Source organism: Priestia sp. ABM2_011, assembly GCF_056158845.1.
The window spans coordinates 3,001,674-3,014,005 of the sequence record NZ_JBSWUB010000001.1 but is presented as its reverse complement, the minus strand read 5'-3'; the positions used below and the strand labels follow the sequence as shown (position 1 = coordinate 3,014,005).

The following is a 12,332-nucleotide window of genomic DNA, read 5'->3' as shown; positions in this document are numbered from 1 at the left end:
AAGGGCGATAAATGGGCGAGCATTTTTTCTAGCCTGTACATATGCTATAGAGTAAACAGGCTACGGAGGTGAAGTGAAATGGGATTTTACAACTGGGGTTACGGCGGTGGTTATGGCTACGGCGGCTACGGTAGTTACGGTGGCGGTTTTGCATTAATCGTTGTACTATTTGTTTTATTAGTTATCGTTGGTTGTGTATGCTTGAAATAAACAGAAAAAGCACGGATTTACAAAGATTTTAGTAGATTCGTGCTTTTTTACGTTCATAAGAAGTACAGTACTATAATAAAATAATGTTGTGCACGTACATAAAAAACATATAAAAAATTTAATTAATAGATTAAAAAAATAAAAAAATGAAGAGGAAGAGTATATTTAAGCCGAAAAAATGGTCTGAAATTTATAATTTTCCTTATAAGTAATTTTTGTAAAATGCTTCATAGAACTGACAGTAAGAACGAATAACGCTACCTAGCCTACTAGTTTTTATCAGCTGGCTAGAAGAATTATTTTACTTGTATGAAAATCAACATAAATGATTTTCATATAGTTTAAATAGGTAAAAAAGACTTATTGTAGAGGACTTATTTTTAATTTTCATAATAATAGGAATATTGAAATAATATATAGACGTAGTAATTTTTAGTTGCTATAATGTTGCTAATTATCGCAATTAACAGAAAAATTGAGGTAATTAAATTTACTAGGGATAGGGAGAAAAAAACTATGAAAAAGAAAAAACAGGCTTTAAAGGTATTATTATCAGTTGGTATTCTTTCTTCATCATTTGCTTTTGCACATACGAGCAGTGCTGCGCCAAACAATGTACTTTCAACTGAAAAGTATAACAAAGAAATTAAGTCTACTGAGTTTATTTCCGGAAAGCTCTCAGGCCCGTCATCACAGAAGGCTCAAGACGTCGTATTTCACTATATGAATACAAATAAAGACAAATATAAATTAGGAAACGAAAATGCTCAAAACTCATTTAAAGTGACAGAAGTGGTGAAAGATCCTATTGAACAAGCAACCGTGGTACGCTTGCAGCAAGTATATAATAATATTCCCGTTTGGGGATCTACTCAATTAGCACACGTAGCGAAAGATGGAACCTTAAAAGTTGTATCAGGTACAGTAGCTCCTGATTTAGATAAAAAGGAAAAGCTAAAAGGCCAAAAGCAACTTGACAGCAAAAAGGCGATTCAAGTAGCTGAAAAAGACTTAGGCTTTAAGCCGACGTATGAAAAATCTCCTTCATCTGAACTGTATATTTATCAAAATGGTTCAGACACTACATATGCTTATGTAGTAAATTTAAATTTCTTAAATCCTGAACCAGGCAACTATTATTACTTTGTTGATGCTACTAGCGGTAAAGTACTGGATAAGTACAATACAATTGATTCCGTAGCTGGTCCAAAAGCCGACGTGAAGCAAGTGGCAAAGCCGGCAGCGAAACCTGTAACAGGCACAAATGCTATTGGCTCAGGTAAAGGAGTTCTTGGAGATACTAAATCCTTAAAGACAACGTTATCTAGTTCTACTTACTACTTACAAGATAATACAAGAGGCGCTACAATCTATACGTACGATGCAAAAAATCGTACATCTCTTCCGGGTACGCTATGGGCCGATACCGATAATACGTACAATGCAACTCGCGATGCAGCTGCAGTAGATGCTCACTATTATGCAGGCGTGACATATGATTATTATAAAAACAAATTTAACCGCAACTCCTATGACAATGCAGGAGCTCCGCTAAAATCGACTGTTCATTATAGCAGCGGCTACAACAATGCGTTTTGGAATGGCTCTCAAATGGTATATGGAGATGGAGATGGAACTACTTTTGTTCCGCTATCAGGAGGATTAGATGTTATCGGACATGAATTGACGCATGCGGTGACAGAAAGAAGTTCTAATTTAATCTATCAATATGAATCAGGTGCATTAAACGAAGCGATTTCCGATATTTTCGGAACGTTGGTAGAATACTATGACAACCGAAATCCAGATTGGGAAATTGGAGAGGATATTTATACGCCTGGAACAAGCGGCGATGCACTTCGTTCAATGAGCAACCCAGCGAAATACGGAGATCCGGATCATTATTCAAAGCGCTATACAGGTTCTAGTGACAACGGCGGGGTTCATACAAATAGCGGTATTATCAACAAAGCTGCCTACTTGCTAGCTAACGGAGGAACTCATTACGGAGTTACTGTAACAGGCATCGGCGGAGATAAGCTAGGAAAAATTTATTACCGTGCCAATACGCTATACTTCACTCAGTCTACAACGTTCAGCCAAGCACGTGCAGGTTTAGTACAAGCTGCTGCTGATCTATACGGTTCAGGCTCTCAAGAAGTAATTTCAGTAGGCAAGTCATTTGACGCAGTTGGTGTTCAATAAGCTATAAACCAAAAGTCGCAAGATAAATGAGGTATCTGGCGACTCTCTATACTACCTAACTACCAATAAAGGAGTACTCGTATAAATATATTACAGTACTCCTTTATTTTATGTTAATAAATAAGGAAGATAGATTTCTTCCCAATCCATAAAAATCCGCTTCTTATTCCTCCCTTTTATATCCATTCGAATTATACCGTTGCTTGTTAAATGAAGAGGACCCGTTTTAGTAAACGGTCTTATCATAAAATGTTATAATAAAGAAAAGGCTTGAATACATACATATGAAAAAGGAGTGGAGGAATCAATGGACAAAATTGCTGTTATTTCAGATATCCACGGAAATCTCCCTGCATTAGAAGCAGTTTTAGCTGACATACAACAACGAGATATCCATCGCATCATTTGTCTAGGTGATTTAGTAGGAAAAGGACCGGATTCAAGTAAAGCAATTGATATCATAAAAGAAAAGTGCGAAGTAACAGTAATGGGGAACTGGGATGACTTCATTACAAAGCCTGCGGAATTTGAAGCGTTAAAATGGCATCAAGAGAAGTTAAGTTCAAACCAAGAAGCATACTTAAAGGAACTTCCTTTTTCTGTTGAGTTTATGATGAGCGGGAAATTAATTAGAATGTTTCACGCTTCACCTAGAAGTCTTTATGACCGAATTCAACCCTGGGATTCACTTGAAAAGCGCCTTAGTCTATTTGCTAATACGGAATATACGGAAAATATAAAAGGATCAAGAGAACCGGATGTCATCTGTTACGGAGATGTACATAATGCATTTATTCAACATATTAAAGGGAAAACGCTGTGTAATGTAGGAAGTGTAGGAAACCCGCTTGATTTACCACAAGCTTCCTATCTTATCTTAGAAGGAAAGGATCAAGGCGAAAGTCCTTCAGCATTTTCTATTCAATTTGTGCGTATTCCATACGATATTGAAAAAGCAATCGAATTGGCGAGAGCTGTAGAGATGCCGGACTTTGAACCCTACGTTCAAGAATTAAAAACAGCTCGCTATAGAGGACTAAAAAATTAAGAGTAGAATGTATCTTAACCTTCAGCATAAATGCTGGAGGTTTTTTAGTTGAGTAAATGAGAGGTTTTTCAACATCATTAGTATGATACATACAAATAGAAGTTATTCAGGTGAGTTTAAAGAAGGGAAAACTTGGAGAAAAACATACAGCATTTGAAAGGAAATAAATTTTATTTTATGAAGACAATATGAAGAGGGCAATTCCATTTGAACATAAAGTTATGCAAAAATGCCCCTGAAAAGCTGGTTTTAACATAACGAGTGGAGGAATACATGATGAAATTTTTTATTGATACAGCTAACCTGGAAGATATTAAAAAAGCATATAAAATCGGGGTATTATCAGGTGTTACCACAAACCCTTCGCTAGTAGCTAAAGAAGGCGTAAAGTTTGAAGATCGCATCGAAGAAATTTTAAAAACCGTCCCGGAAGTAGAATCCGTTTCAGCAGAAGTCACACCCGACACAGTAACAGCAGAAGACATGATTGCGCAAGCAGAAAAGCTTATAAAAATTAACGGAGGAGACAAAAATATAACAATTAAACTTCCTATGACCATTGCTGGATTGGAAGCAACCCGTTATCTAGCTAAAAAAGGCGTGAAAACAAACGTAACGTTAATTTTTACAGTGAATCAAGCGCTTCTAGCAGCCCGTGCCAGTGCCACATACGTATCGCCATTTTTAGGACGCTTAGATGATATTTCAGAAGACGGTGTGTATCTGGTATCTCGAATTGCCGAGCTATTTCGAATTCAACACATTGACTCACAAATTATAGCAGCGTCAGTCAGACACCCAGATCACGTCACACGAGTAGCTCTTGCTGGGGCTCATATTGCGACCATTCCGTATGCTGTAATTGAACAATTAGTAAAACACCCGTTAACAGAACAAGGAATTGAAAAGTTTGCATCAGACTGGGAAAAAGCCGTAAAAAGTTAAATTGACTTAAGGAGAAGACATCATTTTAGTGTCTTCTCTGCTTAAAGAGTACACGAAGATTCTTTTTTTGTATTTTGCAGAAAACAACTTATCATTAATAGGCGAACATCCTATACATATACACAGAGATGACATACGTTAATAGAAACGAAAGAGGTGTTAAAATGGGCTGTATTATTAACATTGAGAATATCGTGACTAACGGGTTAAAAGACAATTCGAATGTAAGCGTAGGCTGTGTTGTACAAAATAGCCACACAGCAAATACAAAATCGGTAGGAGCTTGTTTTTCGTTTGGAAATGGTTCTCCTGCTATTGCCTCTATGACAAACAGTAATATCGACTTTTGCAAAGATGAAGAAAATAAAGAGCAACAATCTTGAAAACAATTCCAGAAATACTCTTTCTGGAATTGTTTTTTGGTAAGTGATAGAGTTTTGTTAATAAGATGTTGGATTTTTCAAAGACAAATATCCATGGGGAAGGTGAGCTGCGCTATGAGCATTATTTCGATGATTCCTTATACATACATTGAAAGAAAAGTGAAACGAACACAAAAGGTGACGATTCAGCATTCAAAAGACATATGCTTATACGCTGATAGTATTCAAACAGAGAAAAATTGCTTCCACGTTAACAGCGTGTTTGATATCTCTTACAAATGCGTCTCAAAAGAAAGCGGCTTTTTATACTTACATACAAATCAAGGGATGTTCGCTTATACCATACACACCGATCCTGCTGATTTTATAGCAGCATATAAAGATATAAAAAAGAAGGGATAACATTGCTGTCATCCCTTCTTTTTTGTTATTATTTTATCCACTGTACAACTTGATCCATACTTCTTCTTGTCTTGCCGCGCTTAGGTTCATGAATTCGGTAGCCGAATGCAACCATAACGGAAACATCAAACTTGCCGTCTTCTAGTAATCCTTCTTCTTTTAGAATTTCATGTACTTGGTCATAGTTAAACCCTTCAATTGGGCAAGAATCAATGCCAATTTGAGCAGCTGATGTCATCATATTAGCTAGTGCAATATAAGATTGTTTACTAGCCCAATCAAATAGCGCTCGCTTGCTTTCGAACAAGTGAAAATCATTTTCTTGGAAATCTTTATAACGAGGCATTAATGTCTCTAATACATCATCCGGCATTTCTTTTACGTTTTTTTGAAGATCCAATACATATTCAGAGTCATATCTTGCGTCTGTGCGAGAAAGAATGATAACAAAATGACTTGCTGTAGGAATTTGACCTTGTGCTCCCCAAGAAACAGCTTTTAATTTTTCTTTTAAATCTTTATTTTCAACGACTAAAAACTTCCAAGGCTCGTAACCTACTGAGCTTGGAGATAAGCGCCCTGTTTCTAAAATGAATTGGAAATCTTCATCGGAAATTTTCTTCGTTGGATCAAACTCTTTTGTAGCATGACGAAAGTTAAATGCGTCTAAAATTTCTTGTTTCTTATCTGTATTGTTCATGTGTAAACAACCTTTCTGTAAAAATATTTAATGATGAACTGTTCAGAGTAATCTATACCCTGTATAGCTTACAACTAACAGTCAGTTAACATACAATTTGTCATAAAATCCGTTTGCAGATTTATCATAAATCATATAAATCATTCTAACAAGTACGCACATTTTTGTTGTATAGTATACTTTTTTATACTATTGATGCAGTTTTATAAGAAGCAGAAAGGAGTAAACAATCTGTGGAGTTTCGTCTTCGAAAAAGTAGTTAAGAGGGGTAGAAAGGAGAAGCGTAATCTTCTCCTTTTTAATTAAATTTTTGTATTCGATTTCTTCGCTTTGTTTTCAAGTTCACTTTTCGGTTCTGTTGAAAATTCAACATCTTTTCCGTGTCCTTGAGGGTTAACACCAGGGGCTACTTGACCTCGGTTAGCAGATTTTTTTGTACCCATTTTTGTCACCTCCGTTCGGTTAGTATGTGCAAAAAAGTGAAACAAAAATCAGGAAGTAAAGAGTGGAAAGATAAATATGAAAAGATTATCTTTAAGCATCTTCATTACATAAACAAGATAGTTACTCATTTAAACGGCCATAAAAAAACACCCTCGGAAGGGTGTTTTTCGTTTAAGAATTTGAACTGGTTGCTCTGTCTGCATATGGATAGATAGGATCTTTTAAGTGAAATTCGTAAGTCACTCCATCTACAAGTCCTACCGTTTTATTGCTATCATAAAGATCCAGCATAAAAGCAGCCATTTCTTTTGACGTATGGAACTTAGGTACTCGTCCTTCGTATTCAAAATCACTCATATCCATCGAACGCTGTGCAAATTCTGTTTCAGTAGCAGCTGGAGCAAGAACTTTAGCCTGCATTTTTGCTCCTTTTCCCTTTAATTCTTGAGAAAGACCTTCTGTAAATGCACTTACGTAGAATTTTGTTGCGCAATAAGTGACTGCATCAGCAACAATCGTGTAGCCGCCTCCAGAAGAGACATTAATAAGCTGTGTACCTTCAACGTTTTCATAATCTCTTACAAATAGAGAAGAAAGAATGGTTAAAGCTTCGATATTTAAGTGAAGCATTGTTTCAATTTTAGTTAATTTTTGTTCACCGACAGAAGCAAAGTTTCCGAATCCAGCATTGTTAATCCAAGTTTCTAATTCATACTCTTTGAGTGACTCATAAAACGTATGAGCATTTTCTGCCACGGATAAATCAACCGACTGGATAATAACATTTACATCTTGGTTCAGTTCTTCAATCTTTCCTTTTAATTCATCCAGCTTGTCCTCTCTACGTGCAGCTAATATAAGGTTTTTTCCGCGCGCTGCGAAAGCTAAAGCTGTTTCATATCCAATTCCTGAACTTGCGCCAGTAATTACTGTATATTTCATGTTGATTCCTCCATTTTCGATGTTTTCAAATTGATTATAATTGTTAAAGTACACTTTAAGTCAAGCGTTTATTCGATTTATTTTTCCCTTTAGAAGTCTGTTTGTAAACATTTGAAGTTGGGTGCTAAACTTCAGTGATTTGCAACGATTTTTAATTAAGTGGGCTCTAGGCACTACGGCAGTGATGACAATAGCAGCATTAATCTTAGGTGTTATTTCCATTTAATAAAAAAAGACCCCGAAGGGTCTTTTTTTATACTCTTAATCTTAAGTTGAACTAGACTGTTCGCTGCAACTACTCTTTTTAAAATAGAACTTATAAATTAAAAATCCGCATACAGCCACTACCGCTGCAATTAGAATATACGTTTGTGCATCTGAGATAAAAGACTGAATGGACTTAAAGTTTCCGATTTGTCCTAGCCAAAGCATGGCAATATTCAAAGGAAAGATACCAAGAAATGTGAGCAGAGCAAACGGCATAGGTTTCACTTTAGATAGCCCTGAAAGGTAGGAAATGTAGTTTCCGAGCCCTAAAGGACGAGCAATCGCAATGCTCCATAATCCGCATTTTTTAAACCATTTTTGTGATTTCTCAAATGCTTTTTTCTTTTTTGATAATTTTTTCTTTACCTTATCTTCTAATTTATAGCCTATCCCATACGGTATAAAGCTAAAAGCTGTATAAACGGCGCTTCCTGCAAGAGCGATTAATAATAATTTTACTATGTGCATGTTTAATAAGTATCCGTAGGTAAGGGTGAGAAGAGAACCAGGAAACGGCAGGGATGAAGCCTCAATGGCCAGTCCGCTTAAAAGTCCCCAAATTCCAAATTGTTTCAGTAAGTCTGTTATGAAGTGTAGCATAAGATCGCCTCTTTTTCTGTGTCATAACATTCAAATACCCATCTATATGTTCGGAAAAACTTATAAGAGAAAAGAAAATAAAGGAAGAGCGCGGGATATAACAGAAAAAAACTTAGCTTGTACAAGGAAAAAAGAAGGAAGTATATTTTATAGCTTCTACTCAAAGTGAAATTATAGGAAAAAAATAATTGAGTGTGAATTTTTAAATAAACTACGACTTTTATTCATAGTTTTGATTCCTTTTATTCATTTTACTTATAAAACTAACGGGTGTAAACTTGTTGTGTTGTGAAATAATCCATTATGTATATGTATTAAAAGGAAAGGAGGTTACCGTGTGGTTATTATTGTAGGATTGTTATTGTTGATGTTTTTTGCTTATCTAGGATGGTCTATTATCTGGGTGGCACCTGTTGTCGCTACGTTTGTTGCTTATTTTAGCGGTTTAAAAGTACTGCCTACTTATACAGATGTGTATATGGGAGGGTTTGTAGATTTCGCTGCAAAATGGTTCCCCATCTTTTTATTAGGAGCCGTCTTTGGAAAGCTAATGGAAGATACAGGCGCAGCTAAGTCGCTAGCGCAGCGCATTGCTAAATTGTTTGGAAGTAAAAGAGCCATTTTAGGGGTGCTGATTGCTTCAGCCATTTTGACATACGGCGGAGTCAGTTTATTCGTTGTTGTCTTTGCGATTTATCCTTTAGCAATCGCATTATTTCGAGAAGCTAACGTATCGCGAAATTTACTGCCAGCAACCATTGCACTCGGAGCATTTACATTTACAATGACAGCGATTCCAGGTACGCCTCAAATTCAAAATCTGATTCCGACTGCTACATTTAAAACCAATGCAATGTCCGGTTCGATTATTGGAATTGTCTCAGGTCTTATTATGGCAGTGGGAGGCTATTTATGGTTAGCTTATCGCGATAAAAAATTAAAAGCTAAAAATCAAGGGTTTACTGAGCCTAATGAATCATCGGTTGCCGCAAGTGAAGAGCAGGACTCGATGAATGTAATGTTAGCTATTTTACCGCTGATTATCGTTGTCGTGACATTAAACGTTTTAAAATGGGAGCCTATCGTATCATTATTAATTGGTATTTTTTCTATTTTACTTATTAATTTCAAACACTATAAGACGTTTATTTCTTCTATAAATGAAGGAGCAAAAGGATCCGTAATGGCTGTTATTAACACGAGTGCAGCAGTAGGCTTTGGCTCGGTTATTACAGCAGTTCCAGAGTTTAAAGATGTCACGCACGTACTACTAAACATTTCGAGTAATCCGCTCGTTTCAGAAGCGTTAAGCGTTCAAGTGCTAGCGATGATCACGGGTTCAGCATCCGGTGGTATGGGTATTGCGCTTCAAGCATTAGGAGATACGTGGTATTACTTGTCTCAAACGACGAATTTAAGCGCCGATGCGCTTCACCGTATTGCAAGCGTTGCGTCAGGTGCATCTATTTTACCGCATAACGGCGCGTTGTTAACGCTATTAGCTGTAACTGGTCTTCGGCATAAAGAAACGTATAAAGACGTATTTGTTGTTGCATTTATCATCCCGACAATCGCTTTATTTGCAGGAGTCGCATTAGCGGCAGCCGGCATTATTTAAAAACAGGAGGAGAATACACATGGTTGAAAATCAAGTAATTGTAATCACAGGAGCAGCAAGAGGAATTGGATTTGAAATAGGTAAACGATTCGCTGAAAACGGCGGGAAAATTGTGTTATCTGATATTGATCAAACTGCCGTAGAAGCTGCAGCACAAAATCTTCGTGAAGCTGGATTCGAAGCACTTGGTGTCAAAGCGGATGTAACAAAAGAAGAAGAAATCAAACATTTAATTGAAACAGCAAACGCACATTTTGGAGCGGTTCATACGTTCATTAACAACGCTGGTTTGCAGCATGTTTCTCCAATCGAAGAGTTTCCAACTGAAAAGTATGAGTTAATGATTAAAATTATGCTGACAGCTCCATTTATGGCGATTAAGCACGCGTTTCCAATCATGAAAAAACAAGGGTTCGGACGTATTATTAACGTTTCTTCTATCAATGGTTTAATCGGTTTTGCAGGCAAAGCGGCTTATAACAGTGCCAAACACGGTGTAATTGGGCTAACAAAAGTAGCTGCTCTTGAAGGTGCAGCACACGGTATTACGGTTAATGCACTTTGTCCTGGTTATGTGGATACACCACTAGTGAGAGGTCAGTTAGATGGTTTAGCTAAAACAAGAAACGTACCATTAGAAAGCGTTCTTGAAGAAGTTATTTATCCTTTAGTCCCTCAAAAAAGATTACTAGACGTGAGCGAAATTGCTGACTACGCTATCTTCTTAGCGAGTGATAAAGCAAAAGGTGTAACTGGTCAAGCGGTAGTAATGGACGGCGGATATACAGCTCAATAAAAATAGAACAAATCATTAAAAGCATAAATGAGTCCAACGGGCTCATTTATGCTTTTTTAGGTTATATCTATTCTATTGAGTTAATCAACGTTAAAATATAACTAGGCGATACATAAAAAAAGCCTCATATGCTATTTCTACTGTCAAGATAAATAGTAGGATAAAAAAGCGTACAGATTAGAAAGGATGATACATATGGTGCAAACAGTAAATGAATTAATTAAACATCCGGTTTTCTATTTCTTTAACGAAATCTCAGCTATTCCTAGAGAATCTGGAAATGAAAAAGAAATTAGTAACTATTTAGTTTCTTTTGCAAAAGAAAGAAGCCTTGAGGTTATCCAAGACGAAGCTTTAAATGTAATCATTAAAAAGCCGGCAACTAAAGGATATGAACATGCTTCAGCTATCATTTTGCAAGGACATATGGACATGGTATGCGAGTTAAATAAAGGAACTGTCCATGACTTTGAAAAAGATCCGCTTCAACTGCGAATTGTTGAAGATATGCTTTATGCAAATGGTACTACGCTAGGAGCTGATAACGGGATTGCCGTTGCATATGCACTGGCTTTACTAGATGCTCAAAATATAGCGCACCCCTCTCTTGAAGTAGTCATTACCACTGAAGAAGAAACGACTATGGGCGGAGCCATTGCTGTAAATCCAGCTTATTTTGAAGGGAAAATCTTTATTAACCTTGATACAGAAGAGGACGGAAAGCTCCTTGTCAGCAGCGTAGGCGGGGTAAAAGGCGTGCTTCGTATTCCTATAAACTGGGAGTCGTCTTCCAATAACTCAGAAACATATAGCTTAAGCATCGGAGGACTGCGCGGCGGACATTCCGGAATGGAAATTGACAAAGAAAGAGGAAATGCGAATAAACTGCTAGGGAGAGTTTTATATGATTTACAACAAGAACTTCCCTATTCTTTAAGCAGCATTAGCGGAGGATTAAAATCAAATGCAATTCCCCGTGAATCAGAAGCAATTCTATCAGTTGAGCCTTCTGAGGTAGGAAAGCTAGAAAATAAGATTCGTGAGTGGAACGAAATAGTAAAAAATGAATTACAAGCGGCTGATCCGAGCGTATATGTAAAAATAAACAAATTTTCTTCCGTTGAGAAATGTTTTACAAGAGAAACGACAGAACGAATTGTACAAGCTATTATGCTAACACCAAACGGCGTTCAAAGCATGAGTATGAATATTGAAGGATTAGTAGAATCTTCTACCAACTTAGGTGTGATCACGACGACAGAATCTGAGGTTGTTTTTCAAAATGAAATTCGCAGCTCAGTAAAAAGCTTAAAAGAAAAAATAGTAAGTCAAGTGCGCATACTTGCTCAGGTAGTCGGGGGAAGAGTTGAAACAAAAGGTAATTATCCTGAATGGGCGTACAATGGAGATTCAAAAATTCGCGAATTATGTAAAAAGGTTTACAAAGAAAAGTATGGTGAAGAGGCGGAGATCATCGCCATCCATGCTGGAATTGAATGCGGTATTTTCTTAGAAAAAATCCCTGGATTAGATGCCATTTCGCTCGGACCCGATATGTACGACGTTCATACACCTGATGAACACCTGAGCATTCCGTCTACTATTAAGACATGGGAATACTTATTAGCAGTATTAAAAGAGGCAAATAAGATATAAAGTTATCAGCATTCCTATAATCTTAAAAAGAGAGCTTCTGTAAAGGAGCTCTTTTTCATTCGTCATTTATCAGATAATAAATAGGGTTCCATCAACGCGTCAGGCAATTGAGAACA

At 36.8% G+C, this 12,332-nt stretch carries 12 protein-coding genes and 2 pseudogenes; 10 read left to right on the top strand and 4 right to left on the bottom strand.

Annotation, left to right across the window (positions count from 1 at the left end; translation table 11 throughout):
• The first annotated feature begins 78 nt into the window (after nt 1–78).
• From ACXAE4_RS16270 to ACXAE4_RS16245, 6 genes and pseudogenes are all read left to right on the top strand, one after another.
• Nucleotides 79–210, top strand: coding sequence for a YjcZ family sporulation protein (locus tag ACXAE4_RS16270; RefSeq protein WP_033578960.1), 132 nt, complete (start codon nt 79–81; stop codon nt 208–210).
• 606 nt (nt 211–816) lie between these two features.
• Nucleotides 817–2,415, top strand: a pseudogene (locus ACXAE4_RS16265) (M4 family metallopeptidase); the annotation flags it as partial.
• 307 nt (nt 2,416–2,722) lie between these two features.
• Complete coding sequence (locus ACXAE4_RS16260; RefSeq protein ID WP_028413369.1) at nt 2,723–3,463, top strand: metallophosphoesterase family protein; 741 nt, start codon at nt 2,723–2,725, stop codon at nt 3,461–3,463.
• A 276-nt stretch (nt 3,464–3,739) separates the two neighbouring features.
• On the top strand, nt 3,740–4,408 hold the full coding sequence (gene fsa / locus ACXAE4_RS16255; RefSeq protein ID WP_475237332.1) for a fructose-6-phosphate aldolase: 669 nt from the start codon (nt 3,740–3,742) through the stop codon (nt 4,406–4,408).
• 164 nt (nt 4,409–4,572) lie between these two features.
• Nucleotides 4,573–4,791 (top strand): spore germination protein, encoded by a 219-nt coding sequence (locus ACXAE4_RS16250; RefSeq protein ID WP_028413367.1) that lies wholly within the window; start codon nt 4,573–4,575, stop codon nt 4,789–4,791.
• 114 nt (nt 4,792–4,905) lie between these two features.
• Nucleotides 4,906–5,193, top strand: coding sequence for a 3-isopropylmalate dehydratase (locus tag ACXAE4_RS16245; protein WP_099330992.1), 288 nt, complete (start codon nt 4,906–4,908; stop codon nt 5,191–5,193).
• Between the two features lie 28 nt (nt 5,194–5,221).
• On the opposite strand, the gene ACXAE4_RS16240 is transcribed toward ACXAE4_RS16245, so the two are convergent.
• From ACXAE4_RS16240 to ACXAE4_RS16230, 3 genes are all read right to left on the bottom strand, one after another.
• Nucleotides 5,222–5,893, bottom strand: coding sequence for an NAD(P)H-dependent oxidoreductase (locus ACXAE4_RS16240; protein WP_099330993.1), 672 nt, complete (start codon nt 5,891–5,893; stop codon nt 5,222–5,224).
• Between the two features lie 302 nt (nt 5,894–6,195).
• Nucleotides 6,196–6,336, bottom strand: coding sequence for a small, acid-soluble spore protein L (gene sspL / locus ACXAE4_RS16235; RefSeq protein WP_013057030.1), 141 nt, complete (start codon nt 6,334–6,336; stop codon nt 6,196–6,198).
• 172 nt (nt 6,337–6,508) lie between these two features.
• The gene (locus ACXAE4_RS16230; protein ID WP_099330994.1) at nt 6,509–7,279 is read right to left on the bottom strand and encodes an SDR family NAD(P)-dependent oxidoreductase; all 771 of its coding nucleotides are present in this window, start codon (nt 7,277–7,279) and stop codon (nt 6,509–6,511) included.
• A gap of 124 nt (nt 7,280–7,403) precedes the next feature.
• On the opposite strand from ACXAE4_RS16230, the pseudogene ACXAE4_RS16225 reads away from it, so the two are divergent.
• Nucleotides 7,404–7,505 (top strand): annotated as a pseudogene (locus ACXAE4_RS16225) (hypothetical protein); the annotation flags it as partial.
• Between the two features lie 41 nt (nt 7,506–7,546).
• Here ACXAE4_RS16225 and ACXAE4_RS16220 read toward each other — a convergent pair.
• Nucleotides 7,547–8,146, bottom strand: a complete 600-nt coding sequence (locus ACXAE4_RS16220) for a DedA family protein (RefSeq protein WP_014460120.1) — start codon at nt 8,144–8,146, stop codon at nt 7,547–7,549.
• A 337-nt stretch (nt 8,147–8,483) separates the two neighbouring features.
• On the opposite strand from ACXAE4_RS16220, the gene ACXAE4_RS16215 reads away from it, so the two are divergent.
• The 3 genes from ACXAE4_RS16215 (at nt 8,484) to ACXAE4_RS16205 (ending at nt 12,216) form a co-directional block, all read left to right on the top strand.
• A complete protein-coding gene (locus ACXAE4_RS16215; RefSeq protein ID WP_289578928.1) occupies nt 8,484–9,764 on the top strand; it encodes a GntP family permease in 1,281 nt (426 codons plus the stop codon).
• A gap of 19 nt (nt 9,765–9,783) precedes the next feature.
• Complete coding sequence (locus ACXAE4_RS16210) at nt 9,784–10,560, top strand: 3-hydroxybutyrate dehydrogenase (RefSeq protein ID WP_028413363.1); 777 nt, start codon at nt 9,784–9,786, stop codon at nt 10,558–10,560.
• A gap of 195 nt (nt 10,561–10,755) precedes the next feature.
• Entirely contained in the window at nt 10,756–12,216 is a 1,461-nt protein-coding gene (locus tag ACXAE4_RS16205) for an aminoacyl-histidine dipeptidase (RefSeq protein WP_155017248.1), read from the top strand.
• The last annotated feature ends 116 nt before the right edge of the window (nt 12,217–12,332 follow it).